The organism is Nocardioides campestrisoli (assembly GCF_013624435.2).
GTDB classification, from domain to species: domain Bacteria; phylum Actinomycetota; class Actinomycetes; order Propionibacteriales; family Nocardioidaceae; genus Nocardioides; species Nocardioides campestrisoli.
Genome location: NZ_CP061768.1, coordinates 1886131 through 1907450 on the forward strand (window position 1 = coordinate 1886131; position 21320 = coordinate 1907450).

General features: G+C 72.9%; 19 protein-coding genes. 18 read left to right on the forward strand and 1 reads right to left on the reverse strand.

Annotated features, from left to right (window positions below):
- Position 1: 1 nt before the first annotated feature.
- Positions 2–1354: a 3-oxoacyl-ACP reductase gene (locus H8838_RS08970; protein WP_185994821.1), complete on the reverse strand. Its 1353-nt coding sequence runs from the start codon at positions 1352–1354 to the stop codon at positions 2–4.
- A 247-nt stretch (positions 1355–1601) separates the two neighbouring features.
- Here H8838_RS08970 and H8838_RS08975 point away from each other — a divergent pair, with 247 nt between their 5' ends.
- From H8838_RS08975 to H8838_RS09060, 18 genes are all read left to right on the forward strand, one after another.
- Positions 1602–2891, forward strand: a complete 1290-nt coding sequence (locus H8838_RS08975) for an acetyl-CoA C-acetyltransferase (protein ID WP_185994820.1) — start codon at positions 1602–1604, stop codon at positions 2889–2891.
- A gap of 7 nt (positions 2892–2898) precedes the next feature.
- Positions 2899–3750, forward strand: a complete 852-nt coding sequence (locus tag H8838_RS08980) for a DUF1206 domain-containing protein (protein ID WP_185994819.1) — start codon at positions 2899–2901, stop codon at positions 3748–3750.
- An 88-nt stretch (positions 3751–3838) separates the two neighbouring features.
- Complete coding sequence (pyrR, locus tag H8838_RS08985) at positions 3839–4378, forward strand: bifunctional pyr operon transcriptional regulator/uracil phosphoribosyltransferase PyrR (protein WP_185994818.1); 540 nt, start codon at positions 3839–3841, stop codon at positions 4376–4378.
- On the forward strand, positions 4375–5301 hold the full coding sequence (locus H8838_RS08990; protein ID WP_185994817.1) for an aspartate carbamoyltransferase catalytic subunit: 927 nt from the start codon (positions 4375–4377) through the stop codon (positions 5299–5301). The genes pyrR and H8838_RS08990 overlap by 4 nt, the downstream gene beginning before the upstream one ends.
- Positions 5301–6578: a dihydroorotase gene (locus H8838_RS08995; protein WP_185994816.1), complete on the forward strand. Its 1278-nt coding sequence runs from the start codon at positions 5301–5303 to the stop codon at positions 6576–6578. The genes H8838_RS08990 and H8838_RS08995 overlap by 1 nt, the downstream gene beginning before the upstream one ends.
- Positions 6579–6704: 126 nt before the next feature.
- Entirely contained in the window at positions 6705–7115 is a 411-nt protein-coding gene (locus H8838_RS09000) for a VOC family protein (RefSeq protein ID WP_181310767.1), read from the forward strand.
- A gap of 137 nt (positions 7116–7252) precedes the next feature.
- Positions 7253–8380, forward strand: a complete 1128-nt coding sequence (gene carA, locus H8838_RS09005; protein WP_185994815.1) for a glutamine-hydrolyzing carbamoyl-phosphate synthase small subunit — start codon at positions 7253–7255, stop codon at positions 8378–8380.
- Positions 8380–11685 (forward strand): carbamoyl-phosphate synthase large subunit, encoded by a 3306-nt coding sequence (gene carB, locus H8838_RS09010; protein ID WP_181310769.1) that lies wholly within the window; start codon positions 8380–8382, stop codon positions 11683–11685. Before carA ends, carB begins: the two co-directional genes overlap by 1 nt.
- Positions 11658–12716 carry a quinone-dependent dihydroorotate dehydrogenase gene (locus H8838_RS09015; RefSeq protein WP_224766488.1) on the forward strand — a complete coding sequence of 353 codons (1059 nt, stop codon included), beginning with the start codon at positions 11658–11660 and terminating at the stop codon, positions 12714–12716. The genes carB and H8838_RS09015 overlap by 28 nt, the downstream gene beginning before the upstream one ends.
- Positions 12717–12721: 5 nt before the next feature.
- A complete protein-coding gene (locus H8838_RS09020) occupies positions 12722–13549 on the forward strand; it encodes an iron-sulfur cluster-binding protein (protein WP_185994814.1) in 828 nt (275 codons plus the stop codon).
- Entirely contained in the window at positions 13537–14355 is an 819-nt protein-coding gene (locus H8838_RS09025) for a beta/alpha barrel domain-containing protein (protein WP_185994813.1), read from the forward strand. The genes H8838_RS09020 and H8838_RS09025 overlap by 13 nt, the downstream gene beginning before the upstream one ends.
- On the forward strand, positions 14352–15182 hold the full coding sequence (pyrF, locus tag H8838_RS09030) for an orotidine-5'-phosphate decarboxylase (protein WP_181310772.1): 831 nt from the start codon (positions 14352–14354) through the stop codon (positions 15180–15182). The genes H8838_RS09025 and pyrF overlap by 4 nt, the downstream gene beginning before the upstream one ends.
- A gap of 124 nt (positions 15183–15306) precedes the next feature.
- The gene (gene mihF, locus H8838_RS09035; RefSeq protein ID WP_181310773.1) at positions 15307–15627 is read left to right on the forward strand and encodes an integration host factor, actinobacterial type; all 321 of its coding nucleotides are present in this window, start codon (positions 15307–15309) and stop codon (positions 15625–15627) included.
- The gene (gene gmk / locus H8838_RS09040) at positions 15624–16229 is read left to right on the forward strand and encodes a guanylate kinase (RefSeq protein WP_181310774.1); all 606 of its coding nucleotides are present in this window, start codon (positions 15624–15626) and stop codon (positions 16227–16229) included. The genes mihF and gmk overlap by 4 nt, the downstream gene beginning before the upstream one ends.
- A 30-nt stretch (positions 16230–16259) precedes the next feature.
- Positions 16260–16592, forward strand: coding sequence for a DNA-directed RNA polymerase subunit omega (gene rpoZ, locus H8838_RS09045; protein ID WP_309136324.1), 333 nt, complete (start codon positions 16260–16262; stop codon positions 16590–16592).
- A 92-nt stretch (positions 16593–16684) separates the two neighbouring features.
- Positions 16685–17875: a bifunctional phosphopantothenoylcysteine decarboxylase/phosphopantothenate--cysteine ligase CoaBC gene (coaBC, locus tag H8838_RS09050; protein ID WP_224766489.1), complete on the forward strand. Its 1191-nt coding sequence runs from the start codon at positions 16685–16687 to the stop codon at positions 17873–17875.
- A 72-nt stretch (positions 17876–17947) separates the two neighbouring features.
- The gene (gene metK / locus H8838_RS09055; RefSeq protein ID WP_224766490.1) at positions 17948–19141 is read left to right on the forward strand and encodes a methionine adenosyltransferase; all 1194 of its coding nucleotides are present in this window, start codon (positions 17948–17950) and stop codon (positions 19139–19141) included.
- Between the two features lie 63 nt (positions 19142–19204).
- Positions 19205–21289: a primosomal protein N' gene (locus tag H8838_RS09060; RefSeq protein ID WP_185994811.1), complete on the forward strand. Its 2085-nt coding sequence runs from the start codon at positions 19205–19207 to the stop codon at positions 21287–21289.
- Positions 21290–21320: the final 31 nt, after the last annotated feature.

Consider the following 21320-nt stretch of genomic DNA (forward strand, 5'->3'; position numbering starts at 1 on the left):
CTCAGGCCCCCAGCATCATCTGGCCGCAGACGCGGACCACGTTGCCGTTGACCGCGGTCGAGGCGGGCGAGGCGAACCAGGCGATGGTCTCGGCCACGTCGACCGGGAGCCCGCCCTGGCTCATGGCGTTGAGTCGCTGGCCGACCTCGCGGGTGGCGAACGGCACCGCGGCCGTCATCTGGGTGACGATGAACCCCGGCGCCACCGCGTTGACGGTGATGCCGTCGGAGAGCTCGTCGGCCAGGCTGTCGACCAGTCCGATGACGCCCGCCTTGGACGCGGCGTAGTTCGTCTGGCCGACGTTGCCGGCGATGCCGGCGATCGAGGCGACGCCGATGATCCGGCCGTTGGCGCCGACGACGCCCTGGTCCAGCAGCTCGCGGGTGATCAGCTCGGGCGCGAGCAGGTTGACCGAGATCACGCTGTCCCAGCGCGCCTCGTCCATGTTCGCCAGCTTCTTGTCCCGGGTGATGCCCGCGTTGTGCACCACCACGTCCACCCCGCCGTGCTGCTCGCGCAGGTGGTGGGCGATCCGCTGCGGCGCGTCGGAGTGGGTGATGTCCAGGCTGAGGTGGTCGCCGTCCAGCTCGGCCATCAGGGACTGCAGCTCGCTCGCCGCCTGCGGCACGTCGACCCCGACGACGGTGGCCCCGTCGCGGTGCAGCACCCGGGCGATCTGCTCGCCGATGCCCCGGCTGGCGCCGGTGACCAGGGCCACCTTGCCCGCCAGCGGCTTCTCCCAGTCGGTGACCGCGACCGCGTCCTGGCGACCGCGCGCGCCGATCCGGACGACCTGGCCGGAGACGTAGGCGGACTTGGGGGAGAGGAGGAAGGCGAGCGTGGAGTCGGTCGCGTCCTCGGCGCCCTCGCTCACGTAGACGAGCTGGGAGGTGCCGCCGCGGCCGATCTCCTTGCCCAGCGACCGGGTGAAGCCCTCCAGCGCCCGCTGGGTCATCCGCGCCGCGCCGGTCAGCTGCTCGGGGGGCGTCCCGAGCACGACGACCCGGGGGCAGGGGTCGAGGCGGCGCAGGAGGGGGGTGAAGAAGTCGCGCAGTGCCACCAGCTCCTCGGGACGCTCGAGGCCGGTGGCGTCGAAGACCAGACCCTTGTATGTCGTGCGCCCGGTGCCGTCCGTCTGCTCGGGATCCTCGGTGACCGCCGCGATGCCGAGGCTGTCCAGCGTCTTGGACAGGCGGTCGGCCATCCGGCCCCGGCCGCCGACCAGCACGGTGCCGTCGACCAGCGGCGAGCCCTCGCTCCACCGCTCGAGCCGCGCGGGGCTGGGCAGCCCCAGGTTCTTCACGAGTAGCTTGCCGACGGGCGTGGAGACGAAGCCCTGGTAGCGGTCGGTCATGGGGAGGCCTTTCGGTCGGTGGATCACGAGCACGACCCGGGTGTGCAGGACTAGGGTGCCCGACATGTAACTCCTGGTGTAACTCGGCGTCCATATTTCGTGACGTTGCCCTCATCGGGTTCCGAGAAGGGCTCGCGCACGCCAGGATTGACCGCCCGTGGTCGGGTACGACGTACCCGCACCGGGCCCCGCAGACATGCCGGCCCACCACCCGGCCCACCAGCCAGTCACCCCGCAGGAGCTCAAGATGCAGGCCCAGACCCGCCGCGTCGCCGTCATCGGCGGCAACCGGATCCCGTTCGCGCGTTCCAACACCGTCTACGCCGACGTCTCGAACCAGGAGATGCTCACCGCCGCCATCGACGGGCTGGTGACCCGCTTCGGCCTCGAGGGTGAGGTGCTGGGCGAGGTCGTCGCCGGCGCCGTGCTCAAGCACGCCCGTGACTTCAACCTGACCCGCGAGTGCGTCCTCGGCTCGAAGCTCAGCCCGGCCACCCCCGCCACCGACATCCAGCAGGCGTGCGGCACCGGTCTCCAGGCCGTGATCCAGGTGGCCAACAAGATCGCGCTGGGCCAGATCGACGTCGGCATCGCCGGCGGCTCCGACACCACCTCCGACGCGCCCGTGGCGATCAGCGACAAGCTCCGCAAGAAGCTGATGAAGGTCAACGCCGCGAAGGACACCAAGGGCAAGCTGCTCGCCCTGGGCCAGATCCGCCCCGGCGACATCGGCCTGGAGATCCCGCAGAACGGGGAGCCGCGCACCGGCAAGTCGATGGGCGAGCACGCCGCCCTGACCGCCCTGGAGTGGCGGGTCGGGCGCCAGGAGCAGGACGAGCTGGCCGCGCGCTCGCACCAGAACCTGGCCCGCTCCTACGACGAGGGCTTCCAGGACGACCTGGTCACCCCGTTCCGCGGCGTCGAGCGCGACACGAACATGCGCCCCGACTCGACCGCTGAGAAGCTCGCCACCCTCAAGCCGGTCTTCGGTCGGGGGGAGGCCGCGACCATGACGGCCGGCAACTCCACCCCGCTCAGCGACGGCGCGTCCGCGGTGCTGCTCGCCTCGGAGGAGTGGGCGAAGGAGCGCGGGCTGCCCGTGCTGGCCTACCTCACCGCCCACGAGACCGCGGCGGTCGACTACGTGCACGGCCACGAGGGCCTGCTGATGGCGCCGGCGTACGCCGTGGCCCGGATGCTCCAGCGCGAGGGCCTCACCCTCCAGGACTTCGACTACTACGAGATCCACGAGGCGTTCGCCTCCCAGGTGCTCTCCACCCTGAAGGCCTGGGAGGACCCGGTCTTCTGCAAGGAGCGCCTCGGCCTGGACGTGCCGCTGGGCGCCATCGACCGGGACAAGCTCAACGTCAACGGCTCCTCGCTCGCTGCGGCGCACCCGTTCGCCGCCACCGGCGGGCGCATCGTCCCGGTGCTGGCCAAGCTGCTCGCCCAGCAGGGCTCGGGCCGCGGCCTGATCTCCATCTGCGCCGCCGGTGGGCAGGGCGTGGTGGCGATCCTGGAGAAGCCGGCGGAGTAGTCGACGCATGCTGCGGACCCCGGATGGGCACCCGGGGTCCGTGGTCGACATCTCCAGCAAGGCCCGCAGGGCGGGCGACAGTGCCGAGGACAGCCCCTGGCTCGACGTTCTCATCCGCGTCGGGCTGGTCGCCTACGGCATCACCCACCTCCTGATCGGCTGGGTGGCGCTCCAGCTCGCCTGGGGCAGCTCCTCCTCGGGGAAGGCCTCGAGCGAGGGCGCCTTCCAGCAGCTGACCTCCAGCGGACTCGGCACCGCGGTGCTGTGGGGCGTCGCCGTCGGCCTGGTCCTGCTGGTGCTCTGGCGGCTCCTGGAGGCCGCCTTCGGGCACGAGGACAAGGACGGCACGGAGCGCTGGGTCGCGGCCGGCGGCTCCCTGCTCAAGGCCGCTCTGTACGGAGCCCTGGCCTTCACCGCCTTCCGCACGCTGCTGAGCAGTGGCGGCGGCGGTGGTGGCAAGCCGTTCACCGCGCAGGTGATGTCCTGGCCCGCCGGCCAGTGGCTGGTCGTGTTCGGTGGGCTCTGCGTGATCGGCTACGGCGGTCTGCAGATCTACCGCGGCGTCTCCAAGAAGTTCCTCGAGCACCTCGACCAGTCCGGCCGGATCGGCGAGATCGGCCGCGCCTACAAGTGGTTCGGCATCGCCGGCTACGTCTCCAAGGGCGTCGCGGTCGGGATCGTCGGCGTGCTGATCGTGCACGCCGGCTGGACGCACGAGGGCAAGGACCAGGGACTCGACGACGCGCTCGCCGAGGTGCTGCAGCAGCCCTTCGGCCCGTGGCTGCTCAGCGTGATCGCCCTGGGTATCGCCTGCTACGGCCTGTTCAGCTTCGCGCGGGCGAAGCACCTCGACCGCTGAGCGGACGCCTCGGGCTGTTAGCATCCGGCCTGCACGACATCCTTTAACGAACCGTCCCGTGAGGCGGAGAAGGAGGTCCAGGTCGCCCATGCCTGCCCCCGCACCAGGACGTACCGTCCTCGATCCCCGAGACATCGGCCGGGCTCTGACCCGCATCTCGCACGAGATCCTCGAGCGCAACAAGGGCGCCGACGGCCTCATCCTCCTCGGCCTGCACACCCGCGGCGTCCCGCTGGCACGGCGGATCGCCGAGGGGATCGCGGCCGTGGAGGGCACGCCCGTCGCGGTCGGCGAGCTCGACGTGACGATGTACCGCGACGACCTGCGCTCCCAGCCCACCCGCCGCGCGCACAAGACTCAGCTCCCGGCCTCCGGCATCGACGGCAAGGTCGTCGTGCTGGTCGACGACGTGCTCTTCTCCGGGCGCACCATCCGCGCTGCCCTGGACGCGCTGAGCGACCTGGGTCGCCCCGCGGCGGTGCGGCTCGCCGTCCTGGTCGACCGGGGTCACCGCGAGCTGCCGATCCGGGCCGACCACGTGGGCAAGAACCTGCCCAGCGCCCGCTCCGAGCGGGTCAGCGTGCGGCTCGCCGAGACCGACGGGGTGGACGAGGTGACGATCGCGTGAAGCACCTGCTCTCCATCGACGACCTCTCCGTCGACCAGATCGGCGCGATCTTCGAGACCGCCGCCGAGATGCACGACGTCCAGACCCGGGATGTCAAGAAGCTCCCCGCCCTGCGCGGGCGCACGGTGGTCAACATGTTCTTCGAGGACTCCACCCGCACGCGCTCCTCGTTCGAGATCGCGGGCAAGTGGCTCTCGGCGGACGTGATCAACGTCAGCGCCAAGGGGTCCAGCGCCTCCAAGGGCGAGAGCCTGCGCGACACCGTGCTGACCGTCTGCGCGATGGGTGTCGACGGCCTGGTCATCCGGCACCCGGCCAGCGGCGCCGCCCACCAGGTGAGCCAGTGGGTCGACGCCGCCGTGGTCAACGCCGGCGACGGGATGCACGAGCACCCCACCCAGGCGCTGCTCGACGCCTACACCCTGCAGCGCCACCTGGGCTCGCTGGCGGGCCGCCACGTGGCGATCGTCGGCGACCTGACGCACAGCAGGGTCTTCCGCTCCAACGTCCTGTGCCTGACCAAGCTCGGCGCCCGGGTGACGGTCGTGGCGCCGCCGACGCTGATGCCGTCCGGGATCGACCCCTGGTCGCGCGACGTCGGCTTCGAGACCTCCTACGACCTGGACGCCGTGCTGCCCGAGGCCGACGCGGTGATGATGCTGCGGGTCCAGCGCGAGCGCATGTCCGGCGCGTTCTTCCCGACCGCCCGGGAGTACACGGTCGGCTACGGGCTGACCCGCAACCGGCTCGCGCTGATCGGGCCGGACGTGCCGATCTGCCACCCCGGTCCGATGAACCGCGGCCTGGAGATCGCCGCCGACGCCGCGGACGCCGCCCAGTCGGTCGTCCTGGAGCAGGTCTCCAGCGGTCTGGCGGTCCGCATGTCCGTGCTCTACCACCTGCTGGCCGGAGAGGAAGCCTGATGGCGCTCGTGATCAAGGGGGCCTCGCTGCTCGGCGAGACCCCGGCAGACCTGCTCGTCGTCGACGGCGTGATCGCCGAGGTCGGTGCGGTGGACCCGGCAGGCCACGAGGTGCTCGACGCCGACGGCCTGGTCGCGCTGCCGGGCCTCGTCGACCTGCACACCCACCTGCGTGAACCGGGGCGGGAGGACGCCGAGACGATCCTGACCGGCTCGCAGGCCGCGGCCCTCGGCGGCTACACCGCCGTGCTGGCGATGGCCAACACCTCGCCGGTCACCGACACCGCCGAGGCGGCCGAGCGCGTCTGGCAGCTCGGACGCGAGGTGGGCCTGGTCGAGGTGCAGCCCGTGGGCGCGGTCACCCGCGGCCTGGGCGGGGAGGAGCTCGCCGAGCTCGGGCTGATGGCCCGGTCCCGGGCGCGCGTCCGGGTCTTCTCCGACGACGGTCGCTGCGTGCACGACGCCCGGGTGATGCGCCGGGCCCTGGAGTACGTCAAGGCGTTCGGCGGGGTGGTCTCCCAGCACTCCCAGGACCCCACGCTCGCCGGCCCGACCGCCTGCTGCCACGAGGGCGAGCTCTCCGGCCGCCTCGGTCTGCCCGGCTGGCCCGGCATCGCCGAGGAGGTGATCGTCGCGCGCGACGTGATGCTCGCCCGGCACACCGGCTCGCGGGTGCACGTCGCGCACGTCTCCACCGCCGGCTCGGTCGAGGTGCTGCGCTGGGCGAAGGCCCAGGGGATCGACGTCACCGCCGAGGTCACGCCGCACCACCTGCTGCTGACCGCCGACCTGCTCACCGGCTACGACCCGACGTACAAGGTCAACCCGCCGCTGCGTCCCGAGGAGGACGTCGCCGCGCTGCGCGAGGCGCTGGCCGACGGCACGATCGACGCGGTGGCCACCGACCACGCCCCGCACGCCCGCCACGACAAGGAGCACGCCTTCGTCGACGCCGCCTTCGGTATGCTCGGGCTGGAGACCGCACTCGGCGTGGTGCGCACCGCGATGCCCGAGCTCTCGTGGAGCGACGTCGCCCGGGTCATGTCGACCACGCCCGCGCGGATCGCCGGCCTCGGGTCCCAGGGGCAGGGGCTGGTCCCCGGGGCTCCCGGGCACGTGGTGCTGGTCGACCCCGACGCCGCCGTCACCGTCGACCGGGACGCCTCGGCCTCGCTCTCGCGCAACAATCCCTGGCACGGCCGGGAGCTCTCCTCCCGCGTGGTGCACACCGTGTACGGCGGTCGGGTGACCGTCCGGGACGGAGCACTGGCGGACTGATCTGCACGGGCTGACCCCCGCCGCCCGGCGGGTCTAGTGTCGGCCCATGGAGATCACCACCGTCGACCGGCTGGCCGACCTCGACGACTGCCACCACCCGGGGAACTACGCCCGGGGTCTCTCCTGATGCCCCCACCCCGGCTGCTGCACACGGTGCTCGACGCGGTCGAGATCAGACGGGAGGCCGAGTTCTGGCGCGAGCTGCTCGGTCTGGTCTACCGCCCGGGCGACGACGTCCCGGCCGACGGGACCCCCGACCAGGCCGACTGGTTGGTGCTCACCGCCGAGGACGGCACCCGGATGCTCGCGTTCCAGCGCGTCGAGGCGCTGCCGCGCCCGACGTGGCCGGAGCCCGGTGTCTCGCAGCAGCTCCACCTGGACCTGACGGTGCCCGACGTCGAGGGGCTCGCCGAGCAGCACGAGCGTGCGCTGTCGCTGGGCGCCACGGTCCTGCTGGACCGCACCGACGACCCTGACGAACCGCTGCGGGTGTACGCGGACCCCGAGGGGCATCCGTTCTGCATCTTCGTGGCCTGAGCCGGCGTAGGGGCGGGCGAGAGGCGCGCCACGGAGCGGTACCCGCCCCGGGTGCGGGCCGTCCCACTGATAGGGTCGGCCCCCTGTTCGAACATCCTTTAACGGTCCGTCCTGTGAGGCGGAGAAGGAGGTGCGGCATGGCTCTGCCTGCCCCTGCGCTCATGGTCCTCGAGGACGGGCGCACCTTTCGCGGTGAGTCCTTCGGAGCCGAAGGCGAGACCTTCGGCGAGATCGTCTTCTCGACCGGCATGTCCGGCTACCAGGAGACGCTGACCGACCCCAGCTACCACCGCCAGGTCGTCGTGATGACGGCCCCGCACGTCGGCAACACCGGCATGAACGACGAGGACCCCGAGTCCCGTCGCATCTGGGTCTCCGGCTACGTCGTGCGCGACCCCGCCCGGGTGCCCTCCAACTGGCGCAGCACGCGGACCCTGGACGACGCGCTGCGCGAGCAGGGTGTCGTCGGGATCTCCGGTGTGGACACCCGCGCCCTGACCCGGCACCTGCGCGAGCGCGGCGCGATGCGGGTGGGCATCTCCACCACCGAGACCGACGCCGAGGCGCTGCTGGCCCGGGTCCGCGAGTCCGGTGAGATGACCGGTGCCAACCTCAGCGAGGCGGTCACGGTGAGCGAGCCGTACGTCGTCCCCGCAGTGGGGGAGAAGCGGTTCACCGTCGCCGCCCTCGACCTGGGGATCAAGGCGAACACCCCGCGGATGATGAGCGAGCGCGGCATCGAGGTGCACGTCCTGCCCGCCACCTCCTCGCTCGAGCAGGTGCTCGCCGTCGCGCCCGACGGCCTCTTCTTCTCCAACGGCCCGGGCGACCCGGCCGCCACCACCGCCCAGGTCGAGCTGCTCCAGGGGGCGCTGGCCCAGGACCTCCCGTACTTCGGGATCTGCTTCGGCAACCAGCTCTTCGGTCGTGCCCTGGGCTTCGACACCTACAAGCTCAAGTACGGCCACCGCGGCATCAACCAGCCCGTGATGGACCGCACCACCGGCAAGGTCGAGGTCACCGCGCACAACCACGGCTTCGCGGTCGACGCGCCCCTGGAGGGGGAGACCCACACGCCGTACGGCGTCGCCTCGGTCTCCCACGTCTGCCTCAACGACGACGTGGTCGAGGGCCTGGAGCTGCGCGACGACGACGGGGCGCTGAGGAGCTTCTCCGTCCAGTACCACCCGGAGGCCGCGGCCGGTCCGCACGATGCTGCCTACCTCTTCGACCGTTTCTGCGACCTCATGGAGGCGAAGGCCTGATGCCCAAGCGCGACGACATCAAGTCCGTGCTGGTGATCGGCTCCGGGCCGATCATCATCGGGCAGGCCTGCGAGTTCGACTACTCCGGCACGCAGGCGTGCCGGGTGCTCAAGGAGGAGGGCCTGCGGGTCGTCCTGGTCAACTCCAACCCGGCCACGATCATGACCGACCCGGAGTTCGCCGACGCCACCTACATCGAGCCGATCACCCCCGAGTACGTCGAGAAGGTGATCGCCAAGGAGCGGCCCGACGCGCTGCTCGCGACCCTCGGCGGGCAGACCGCCCTCAACTGCGCCATGCAGCTCGACGCCGCCGGGGTGCTGGAGAAGTACGACGTCGAGCTGATCGGCGCCAGCATCGAGGCGATCAACCGCGGCGAGAACCGCGAGACGTTCAAGAAGATCGTCGAGGAGCTCGGCGGCGAGTCCGCCCGGTCGGTGGTCTGCCACACGATCGAGGACCTGCTGGCCGGTGCCGACGAGCTCGGCTACCCGCTCGTCGTCCGTCCGTCCTTCACCATGGGCGGGACCGGCTCCGGATTCGCCTACGACGAGGCCGACCTGCGCCGCATCGGCGGCGCGGGCCTGGCGGCGTCCCCGACCACCGAGGTGCTCCTGGAGGAGTCGATCCTCGGGTGGAAGGAGTACGAGCTCGAGGTCATGCGCGACACCGCCGACAACGTGGTGATCATCTGCTCGATCGAGAACCTCGACCCGATGGGCGTGCACACCGGTGACTCGATCACCGTGGCCCCGGCGCTGACCCTCACCGACCGCGAGTACCAGAAGATGCGCGACATGGCGATCGGCATCATCCGCGCGGTCGGCGTCGACACCGGCGGCTGCAACATCCAGTACGCCGTCAACCCCGCCGACGGCCGGCTGATCGTGATCGAGATGAACCCCCGGGTCTCCCGCTCGAGCGCGCTGGCCTCCAAGGCGACCGGCTTCCCGATCGCGAAGATCGCGGCCAAGGTGGCCATCGGCTACACGCTGGACGAGATCCCCAACGACATCACCACCCGCCCCGACGGGCAGAGCACCCCGGCCGCCTTCGAGCCCACCCTCGACTACGTCGTGGTGAAGGTGCCCCGGTTCGCGTTCGAGAAGTTCCCCGGCGCCGACCAGACCCTGACCACGCACATGAAGAGCGTCGGCGAGGCGATGGCGATCGGGCGCAACTTCACCGAGTCGCTGCAGAAGGCGTTGCGCAGCCTGGAGAGCAAGCAGGCGATCTTCGACTTCGCCGCCCCGCCCGGCGACCTCGAGGCACTGCTGGAGAAGTCCCGGGTGCCCACCGACGGCCGCCTGCGGACGGTGATGGACTCGATCCTGGCCGGGGCCACCCCCGAGCAGGTCTTCGAGCACACCCGGATCGACCCGTGGTTCGTCGACCAGCTCTTCCTGCTCCGCGAGGTCGCGGAGCGGATCGGCGCCGCCGACCAGCTCGACGAGGCCACGCTGCGGCTGGCCAAGCGGCACGGCTTCAGCGATGCCCAGGTCGCCGGCATCCGGAGCATGACCGAGGAGGAGGTGCGCGCGGTCCGGCACGCCTTCGGTCTGCGCCCGGTCTACAAGACGGTCGACACCTGCGCCGCGGAGTTCGCCGCGGCCACGCCGTACCACTACTCCTCCTACGACGAGGAGACCGAGGTCGCGCCGCGGGAGCGGTCGGCAGTGATCATCCTCGGCTCCGGCCCGAATCGGATCGGTCAGGGCATCGAGTTCGACTACTCCTGCGTGCACGCCTCGCTGGCGCTCAGCGAGGCCGGCTACGAGACCGTGATGGTCAACTGCAACCCGGAGACGGTCTCCACCGACTACGACACCTCCGACCGGCTCTACTTCGAGCCGCTCACGCTGGAGGACGTGCTGGAGATCGTGCACGCCGAGCAGCAGGCCGGCCCCGTCGTCGGGGTCATCTGCCAGCTCGGCGGCCAGACCCCGCTGGGCCTGGCCCAGGGGCTGGCCGACGCCGGGGTGCCGATCGTCGGCACCCCGCCGGAGGCGATCCACCTCGCCGAGGAGCGCGGCGCGTTCGGCCAGGTGCTGGCCGACGCCGGACTGCCCGCGCCGAAGTTCGGGATGGCGACCTCCTACGAGGACGCCAAGGAGATCGCGGAGGGGATCGGCTACCCCGTGCTGGTCCGTCCCTCCTACGTGCTCGGCGGACGCGGCATGGAGATCGTGTACGACGACCCGTCGCTGCGCGGCTACATCGAGCGGGCCACCGAGATCAGCCCGGAGCACCCGGTGCTGGTCGACCGGTTCATCGACGACGCGGTGGAGATCGACGTGGACGCCCTGTTCGACGGCGAGGAGCTCTTCCTCGGCGGCGTGATGGAGCACATCGAGGAGGCCGGCATCCACTCCGGCGACTCCTCCTGCGCGCTGCCCCCGATCACCCTGGGCACCTACGAGATCAAGCGGATCCGCCAGGCCACCGAGGCGATCGCCCGGGGCGTCGGCGTCCGCGGCCTGCTCAACATCCAGTTCGCGCTGAGCTCCGACGTGCTCTACGTGCTGGAGGCGAACCCGCGCGCCTCGCGCACGGTCCCGTTCGTCTCCAAGGCGACCGCGACCCCGCTGGCCAAGGCCGCGGCCCGGGTGATGCTGGGCGAGTCGATCGCCGACCTGCGCTCCGCCGGCCTGCTGCCGGAGACCGGCGACGGCGGCACCCTGCCGGCGGACGCGCCGATCGCCGTCAAGGAGGCGGTCCTGCCGTTCAACCGGTTCCGGACCGCCGAGGGGGCGAACGTCGACACGCTCCTGGGGCCGGAGATGAAGTCGACCGGCGAGGTGATGGGCTTCGACCACGACTTCGGCAAGGCGTTCGCCAAGTCCCAGACCGCGGCGTACGGGTCGCTCCCGCTCGCGGGCCGGGTCTTCGTCTCAGTGGCCAACCGGGACAAGCGCAACATGATCTTCCCGATCAAGGTGCTGGCGGAGAAGGGCTACGAGATCCTCGCGACCCAGGGCACCGCCGAGGTGCTCCGGCGCAACGGCGTCACCGTCACCACCGTGCGCAAGCACCACGAGGGCGAAGGACCCGAGGGGGAGCCGACCACGGTCGGGATGATCCGGAACGGGCAGATCGACCTGGTGGTCAACACCCCGTACTCGACGGGCGAGGCCGGGCGCTCGGACGGCTACGAGATCCGGACGGCGGCGGTGCTGGCGAACATCCCGTGCATCACCACGGTGCAGGGGCTGGGTGCGGCGGTGCAGGGCATCGAGGCGCTGCACCGCGGCGACATCGGGGTCCGGAGCCTGCAGGAGTGGAACGCCGCCAGCGGGTCGCGCTGATGTACGACCAGCTCTTCGACCGGGTGCTGACCCGGGTCGACCCCGAGCGCGCCCACGAGGTGGCGTTCGCCGCGATCCGGGCCGGCCGCCCGGTCACCCGCCGGCTGCCCCGAGCCACGGGCACGCCGGTCGAGGCGATGGGGCTGCGGTTCCCGCACCCCCTGGGGCTGGCCGCCGGCTTCGACAAGAACGCTCGTGGCATCGACGCCCTGGCGGCGCTGGGGTTCGGGCACGTGGAGGTCGGCACGGTCACCGGCGAGCCGCAGCCGGGCAACCCCAGGCCCCGCCTGTTCCGGCTGCCCGCCGACCGGGCCGTGGTCAACCGGATGGGCTTCAACAACGAGGGGGCCGAGACGGTCGCCGCTCGCCTGGCCCGGCGGTCGGCGAGGCGCGAGGCCGCGCCGCCACTGGTCCTCGGGGTCAACATCGGGAAGACCAAGGTCGTCCCGGAGGAGCACGCGGTCGAGGACTACCGCAAGAGCACCGGCCTGCTGGCGCCGTACGCCGACTACCTGGTCGTCAACGTCTCCTCGCCGAACACCCCCGGCCTGCGCGACCTGCAGGCGGTGGAGAAGCTGGAGCCGCTGCTGCGCGCGGTCCGGTCCCGCGCCGACGAGGCAGTGCCGGACCGCCGGGTGCCGCTGCTGGTCAAGATCGCGCCCGACCTCAGCGACGACGACGTCCTCGCAGTCGCGGACCTGGCGCTCGCCATCGGGCTCGACGGGATCATCGCGACCAACACCACCATCTCCCGCGAGCACCTGGCCTCCGACCGGACCCGGGTCGAGGAGATCGGCGCGGGCGGCCTCTCCGGCGCCCCGCTGCGGAGCCGCGCCCTGGAGGTGACCCGGCTGCTGCGTGAGCGCGTCGGGCCTGACCTCACCCTGATCGGGGTCGGCGGCATCAGCGACGCCGCGGACGCGCGCGCCCGGCTGGCCGCCGGCGCCACGCTCGTGCAGGCCTACACGGGGTTCGTCTACGGCGGACCCCGGTGGCCGGCCCGGGTCGTGCGCGGACTGGCCGGAGGCTGACCGCGGTGCCCGTCCACGTCGACGCGGAGGTCATCGCCACCAGGCGTGCGGGCGCCTACCGGGTGCTGTCGCTGGCCGCCCCCGGGGTCGCGGACGGGTTCCGGCCCGGCATGTTCGTCGCCGTCACGGTGGGCACCGGGTCACTGGGCCGGCGCTCGCTGTGGATCCACCGGGTCCGCGAGAGCGGCACCCACGGGGCGTGCCTCGACGTGGTGGTCGAGCCTCGCGGGCAGGGCGGGACCTGGCTGGCCGGGCGTCGGCTCGGTGACCGGGTGCCGCTGACCGGCCCGTTGGGGCGGCCGTTCGCCCTGCCTCGCGAGCCTGTGGCCTGCCTGCTGGTCGGCGAGGGGGTCGCCGCAGCCTCCCTGTTCACCCTCGCCGAGCGGCTGCGTGAGCGCGCCTGCCCGGTGACCATGCTGGTCGCCGCCGACGACGAGGCGCACCTGGTCTCGACGCTGGAGGCCCGGCGGCTGGCCCGGGCGGTGACGGTGGCGACCGCGGACGGGTCCGTCGGGACCCGCGGCAGCGCCGAGGGCGTGCTGGGGGCGGTGCTGACGAGCAGCGGTGCCCAGGTGACCTATGCAGCCGGCTCGCCCGCCCTGCTGCGCGCGGTGGCCGAGGCGGCTCGGGTGCGCGAGCTCAGCGCCCAGGTCGCGCTGGCGCCGCCGATGCCCTGCGGCACCGGGCTCTGCGGTGCCTGCCTGGTCCCGGTCCAGGACTCGGTGGGGGCCGCCCACTGGGTCCGGGCCTGCGTCGAGGGGCCGGCGATGCGCGCGGACCGGGTCCGGTGGGACGCCGCACCGCAGGCGGGCGGTGCACCGTGGCCGCACTGACCTTCGACCCGCCGCTGATGGTCGCGGCGGGCTGCGGCGGCACCGGTCGCGAGCTGGCGCCGTACGTCGACCTGGAGCGGCTCACCCTGGTCACGCGCAGCCTGACCCTGGCTCCGCGGTCGTCGGGGCCGCCTCCGCTGCTGGAGGAGTCTCCCGGCGGCCTGGTGCTCCGCACGCCGCTGTGGAACCCCGGGCTGGCCGAGTTCCTCGCCACCGAGCTGCCGTGGCTGGTGCGTGCCGGCGTCCGGGTCTTCGTCTCGGTGGTCGCGGCGTCGCTGGGGGAGTACGCCGAGCTCGCCCGCCGGGTGGGTCGTGCGCCGGGGGTGGCTGGGGTGGAGGTCAACCTCTCCGTGCCCGACCCGGCCGGCACCGGGCTCTTCGACGCCCGGGAGCCCTTCCACGCCGGCTCCGTGGTCGGAGCGGTGCGCCGCGAGGTGCCCGGCGACCTCCCGGTCCTGGCCAAGCTGCGTCCCGACGTCTCGCGGGTGGTGGAGACCGCGCGCGCGGTGGTCGACGCCGGAGCCATCGCGGTCGTGGTCGGCAACGCCCTCCCGGCCGCCCTGGCCGACGGGCGGCCGGCCGGGCTCAGCGGTCCCGCGGTCCGCCCGGTGGCTCTGCGGTGCGTCCGCGACGTCGCGCAGGTGCTGCCCCGCACGCCGGTGGTGGGCGCCGGCGGGGTGACCGAGGCGGGCCACGTCCGGAGCTACCTCGCCGCCGGCGCTGTCGCGGTCCAGGTCGGCACTGCGATGCTGGCTGACCCCACCACGTACACCCGCATCCGTTCCGACCTCGAGGAGTCCCCATGACAGTCCAGTCCTTCGGAGCCCGCCTGCACGAGTCGATGCTCAGCCGGGGCCGGCTCTGCGTCGGGATCGACCCGCACGCGGCGCTGCTGGCCTCGTGGGGCCTGTCCGACGACGTCGCCGGCCTGGAGCGGTTCGCGCTGACCGCGGTGGAGGCGATCGCGCCGGTGGCGGGCGTGGTGAAGCCGCAGAGCGCCTTCTTCGAGCGCTTCGGCAGCCGGGGGATCGCGGTGCTGGAACGGGTGCTCTCCGAGTCCCGGGAGGCCGGTGCGCTGGTCCTGCTGGACGTGAAGCGAGGCGACATCGGCTCCACCACCCAGGCCTACGCCGACGCCTACCTCGACCCGGCCTCGCCCCTGGCCGCGGACGCGATCACCGCCAGCCCCTTCCTCGGCTTCGGGTCCCTGACCCCGATGGTGGAGACCGCCCGTCGGCACGGTGCCGGTCTCTTCGTGCTGGCCCGCACCTCCAACCCCGAGGGTGTCCAGGTGCAGTCCGCGGCGTCGGGCGGGCGCAGCGTGGCGGGCTTCGTGCTGGACCAGCTGCGCGAGCTCAACCACGGCGCGGAGCCGATGGGCGACTTCGGCCCGGTGGTGGGGGCGACCCTGGCCGAGGTCGAGGAGGACCTCGACGTCAACGGTCCGATCCTGGCTCCCGGCTTCGGCGCGCAGGGCGGGACCATCACCGACCTGCGGCGGATCTTCGGCGCGGCGGCTCCGCGCGTCCTGCCCAGCTCCTCGCGCGAGGTGCTCTCGGCGGGCCCGGACACCGGCGCGCTCCGCGACGCCGTGCTGCGCGGCAACGACGCGGTCGCGGCCCTGGGGGAGTGAGCCCCGCCGGGACCGGGTGGCGGACGTCACCGGCTCCGGGTCGGCCCTCGATTGCCGCTCGCGGCGCCTCGTGACTAGATTGACCAGATCCCCGACCTGCCCCCGACACGACGAGGAACTCTCCGTGGCCCTGCCCCCCCTCACCCCCGAACAGCGCCAGGCGGCGCTCGACAAGGCGGCCGCCTCCCGCAGGGAGCGAGCGGAGGTGAAGAACCGGCTCAAGAACTCCGGGGCCTCGATCCTCGAGGTGATCCACGAGGGCCAGGAGAACGAGGTCATCGGCAAGATGCGGGTCGTCGACCTGCTGCAGTCGATGCCGGGCCTGGGCAAGGTGCGCGCCCGCCAGATGATGGAGCGCCTCGGCATCGCCGAGAGCCGCCGGGTCCGGGGGCTGGGCACCAAGCAGGTGGCCGCCCTGGAGCGCGAGTTCACCTCCGAGGGATGAGCGTGACGTACGCCGCCGAGGGTCGGCACGCACCCGCCCGCCACTCCCGCCTCGTGGTCCTGGCCGGTCCGACGGCCGTGGGCAAGGGCACCGTGGCCGCCGCGGTCCGCACCGAGCACCCGGAGGTCTGGATCTCCGTCTCGGCGACGACCCGCGCGCCCCGGCCCGGTGAGGTCGACGGGGTGCACTACCACTTCGTCTCCGAGGAGGAGTTCGACCGGCTCGTCGCCGAGGACCAGCTGCTGGAGTGGGCGTGCGTGCACGGCGCCGCCCGTTACGGCACTCCGCGCGGTCCGGTCGAGCAGGCGCTGGCCGCCGGCCGGCCGGCGATGCTGGAGATCGACCTGCAGGGCGCCCGCCAGGTGCGTGAGTCGATGCCGGAGGCTCTCTTCGTCTTCCTCAAGCCTCCGTCCTGGGACGAGCTGGTCCGTCGGCTGGTCGGCCGAGGCACCGAGACCGAGGCCGAACGGGAGCGCCGACTGGCCACCGCACGGGGCGAGCTGGCGGCGGAGAGCGAGTTCGACGTCACCATCGTGAACACGGAAGTTCACGATGCGGTCGAGGAGTTGGTAAAGTTGATGAAGTTCGGTTCCGAGTCCTGATTCTTCGAGTTCCTTTTGTGAGGCCCACGCGTGTCTGCCCCTAACATCGCCGCAGAGGGCGTGACCAACCCCTCGATCGACGACCTGCTCACCAAGACCGACAGCAAGTACCAGCTGGTCCTCTACAGCGCCAAGCGCGCTCGGCAGATCAACGCCTACTACTCGCAGCTCGGCGAGGGCCTGCTGGAGTACGTCGGCCCGCTGGTCGACACCCACGTCCAGGAGAAGCCGCTCTCGATCGCGCTGCGCGAGATCAACGAGGACCTGCTGACCTGCGAGGACGCCGACCCGGCTGAGCTGGCGGCGGAGGAGGCGGCTCGCGCCGCCGGTGCGCAGGCCGAGCCCAGCGCCCCCGTGGAGTGACTCCACCCCCCGAGGTCGCTGACCACGACGACGAGGCCGCCCCGCTCGCGCGGGAGCGGCCCCGTGTCGTTCGGCCCCGTGTCGTTCTCGGCGTGAGCGGTGGCATCGCGGCGTACAAGGCCTGCGAGCTGCTCCGTCGTCTGACCGAGTCCGGTCACGACGTGACCGTCGTGCCCACCGCGTCGGCGCTGGAGTTCGTCGGCGCGCCCACCTGGGCGGCGCTGTCCGGCAAGCCGGTGGCCGCGAGCGTCTGGAGCCAGGTGCACGAGGTGCCGCACGTGCGGCTGGGCCAGCAGGCCGACCTCGTGCTGGTCGCGCCCGCCACCGCCGACCTGCTGGCCAAGGCCGCGCACGGCCTGGCGGACGACCTGCTGACCAACACCCTGCTCACCGCGAGGTGCCCGGTGGTGCTGGCCCCTGCCATGCACACCGAGATGTGGGAGCACCCGGCGACGCAGGCCAACGTGGCCACGCTGCGCGCCCGCGGCACCCTGGTGCTCGAGCCCGCCGAGGGCCGGCTCACCGGCAAGGACACCGGCAAGGGCCGGCTGCCCGACCCCGGGGAGATCTTCGAGGTCGCTCGCCAGGTGCTGGCTCGCCCCGAGGGCGGGGCCGACCTCGCCGGTCGCCACGTGGTGGTCTCCGCCGGCGGGACCAAGGAGTTCCTCGACCCGGTCCGGTTCCTGGGCAACCGGTCCTCGGGCCTGCAGGGCTACGCCCTGGCTCGGGCGGCCCTGTCCCGGGGTGCCTCGGTGACGCTGGTCAGTGCGAACGTCGATCTGCCTGCCCCGGCCGGTGCCCGCGTCGAGCGCGTCGAGACGACCGAGGAGCTCCGTACGGCGATGCTGGCGGCCGTCCAGGGCGCGGACGCGGTCGTGATGGCCGCGGCGCCCGCCGACTTCCGGCCGGCGGTCCGCAGCGCCGACAAGATCAAGAAGGCGGCGGACGGCTCGGCGCCGGCCCTGACGCTGGAGCAGAACCCCGACATCCTGCACGAGCTCGCCACGAACCGCTCCCGCCCGGACGCGGTGATCGTGGGGTTCGCAGCCGAGACCGGCGACTCGACGGGCTCGGTGCTCGAGCTCGGCCGGGCCAAGCTCGCCCGGAAGGGCTGCGACCTCCTGGTCGTCAACGACGTCAGCGGCGGCGCTGTCTTCGGCAGTGGGGAGAACGAGGTGGTGATCCTCGGGACCGACGGAAGCAGCCGCAGCGTCCCGCGGGCCGCCAAGGCCGACATCGCCCACAGCATCTGGGACGAGGTCGTCGCCCGATTCGCCCTGTGAGACATCTGTCTTGCATGCTGGCGGAGTTCTAGTCTTGCCGCACCGCTACGTCTCAAGGGAGAGAGTGACATCGTGTCTGGACGACTTTTCACGTCCGAGTCGGTGACCGAAGGTCATCCGGACAAGATCGCTGACCAGATCAGCGACTCAGTGCTCGACTACCTGCTCGAGCACGACCCGGCGAGCCGGGTCGCGGTGGAGACGCTGCTGACCACGGGCCTGGTGGTGGTGGCCGGAGAGGTGACGACCAAGGCGTACGCCCCGGTCGCGCAGCTGGTCCGGGAGAAGGTGCTCGAGATCGGCTACGACAGCTCCGACAAGGGCTTCGACGGTCGCTCCTGCGGGGTGCAGGTCGCCATCGGCGCCCAGTCCCCGGACATCGCCCAGGGCGTGGACGACGCCTACGAGGAGCGGCACGACCACTCCGAGGACGAGCTGGACCGTCAGGGTGCCGGCGACCAGGGCCTGATGTTCGGCTACGCCTGCGACGACACCCCGGAGCTGATGCCGCTCCCGATCACGATCGCCCAGCGGCTCTCCGAGCGCCTCTCGCAGGTGCGCAAGGACGGCACCCTCCCGCACCTGCGCCCGGACGGGAAGACCCAGGTCACCATCGAGTACGACGCGGAGAACCGGCCCGTGCGGGTCGACACCGTGGTGCTCTCCACCCAGCACTCCGAGGACACGGACCTGGCCAAGCTCGAGGGCGAGATCCAGGAGCACGTGATCGACCCGGTGCTGGCCGGCTTCGACATCCCCTCCGAGGGCTACCGGATGCTGGTCAACCCCACCGGCCGCTTCGTCATCGGCGGCCCGATGGGTGACGCCGGGCTGACCGGTCGCAAGATCATCATCGACACCTACGGCGGCATGGCCCGGCACGGCGGCGGCGCCTTCTCCGGCAAGGACCCGTCGAAGGTGGACCGCTCGGCGGCGTACGCGATGCGCTGGGTCGCCAAGAACGTGGTGGCGGCCGGTCTGGCCCGGCGGTGCGAGGCGCAGGTCGCGTACGCGATCGGCAAGGCCGCCCCTGTCGGGCTCTTCATCGAGACCTTCGGCACCGGCGTCGTGGAGGACCAGAAGATCCAGGAGGCGGTGCTCGAGGTCTTCGACCTGCGCCCCGCCGCGATCATCCGCGACCTGGACCTGCTCAAGCCGAAGTACGCCCAGACCGCGGCGTACGGGCACTTCGGTCGGGAGCTCCCGGGGTTCACCTGGGAGGTCACCGACCGCGCCGACGCGCTGCGGAAGGCCGCCGGCCTCTGAGCGGGCGGCAGGACGCCGCCCATCCCGGCGACCCCGTCGGTGGCGGCTGATAGACATTCGCGCATGAGCGATCACGAGACCGGGCAGCCGGAGATGCTGCCCGGTCTTCGTGCGACGGTGGCCGAGGCCCGGGCCCGCGGCCGCGCGGAGCGGCGACGCCGCGACGACGAGGCGGCGCCGGCCGAGGTCGATCCGGTCGCCCAGGTCCTGGTCGACGTGCCGTTGGCCCACCTCGACCGGCCGTTCGACTACTCCGTGCCGGCGGCGATGGCCGCGACCGCGGTGCCGGGCGCCCGGGTCAAGGTGCGGTTCGCCGGGCAGGACGTCGACGGCTTCGTGGTGGCGCGCGTGCCGACCTCCCAGCACCCCGGGCGGCTGGCCCCGCTGCGCCGGGTGGTCAGCCCCGAGCCGGTGCTCACCCCGGCGGTGGCAGAGCTCACCGCGCGCCTGGCCCACCGGTACGCCGGGGCCCGCGCCGACGTGCTGCGTCTGGCCGTGCCCCCGCGGCACGCCGCGACGGAGAAGGCGCCCGAGCCGGAGCGGCTGCCCGTGCGGCCGGCGGATCTGGGCGAGGCCAGGCTGGCCTGGGCCGAGCAGGGAGCCGAGCCGGGGGCCGGGGAGGCATTCCTGCGCGCCCTGACCCAGGGCCGGCCGGCGCGAGCGGTCTGGCAGCCGGCCGCGGGCACCGACTGGCCGCGGCTGGTCGCGGAGGCCGCGCTCGCCACGGTGAGCGGAGGGCGTGGGGTGCTGATCTGCGTTCCCGACCACCGGGACGTCGCCCGGGTCTCCGAGCAGCTCACCGCGGTGCTGGGGGAGGACCAGCACGCGGTGCTCACCGCCGAGGGCGGGCCCGCGCGTCGGTACGCCGCCTTCCTCGCGGTCGCCCGCGGACGGCACCGGGTGGTGGTGGGCACCCGCTCCGCCGCCTTCGCTCCGGTCCAGGACCTCGGCCTGGTGGTGATCTGGGACGACGGCGACGACCTGTACGCCGAGCCGCGCGCGCCCTACCCGCACACGCGGGAGGTGCTGCTGACCCGCGCCGAGCTGGAGGGCACCGCTGCCCTGGTCGGCGGGTTCGCCCGGACCTGCGAGGCCGAGTACCTGCTCCGGACCGGGTGGGCGCGCGCGCTGGCTCCCGACCGGCGCAGCATCCGTGCCGCCGCGCGGGTCGACGTGACTCCCGCGGAGGACCGGGGGATCCCTGCCCGGATCCCGGGCGCCGCCCGCGCGATGCTGCGCCGCGCGCTGGAGAGCGGCCCCGTGCTGGTCCAGGTGCCGCGAGCCGGCTGGGCCCCGTCGCTGGCGTGCGAGCGGTGCCGGACCCCTGCCCGCTGCCGCGGGTGTCAAGGACCCCTCGAGCTGACCGCCAGCACCGAGCCTCCGCGGTGCCGCTGGTGCGGCACTCCGGATCCCCGGTGGGCGTGTCCCGAGTGCGGGAGCGCCGGGCTGCGCGCGCCCGTCGTGGGCCGGGACCGGACCGCCGAGGAGCTCGGGCGCAGCCTGCCCGGTGCCACCATCCGCAGCTCCGGGGGCGACCGCGTGCTGCAGCAGGTCGGGACGCGGCCGGAGGTCGTGGTGGCCACGCCCGGCGCCGAGCCGGTGGCCGAGGGCGGGTACGCCGGCGTGCTGCTGCTGGACACCTGGATGGCGCTGGGCCGGGCGGAGCTGCGTACCGAGGAGGAGGCGCTGCGGCGGTTCATGACCGCGGCCGGGCTGGTCCGTCCCGGTGGTCACGTCGTGGCGGTCGGAGATCCGGCACATCCCGTGCTGCAGGCGCTGGTGCGGTGGGACCCGGCCGGGTTCGCCGCCCGTGAGCTGGAGGCCCGCGCCTCGGCGCACCTGCCGCCGGCCGTGCGGCTCGCCACCGTCACCGGAGAGCCCGGCGCCGTCGACGACGCCCTCACGCTGCTCGCGCTGCCGGAGGTGGCCGAGGTGCTCGGGCCCGTGCCCGTGGCCGCGAAGGAGCGGACCCCCGGGGCGGGGGGCCCGGGCGGGCGGCCCGCCGAGCCGGAGGAGATCAGGCTGGTCCTGCGGGTGCCCCGCTCCTCGGGGACGGCGCTGTCGGAGTCTCTGGGGGAGCTGCAGCGGATCAGGTCCGCCCGCAAGCTCCAGGCCGTGCGGGTCCAGGTCGACCCGCTCGAGCTCTGAGCAGCGACGCCGGGAGCAGGCGGGTCACCCC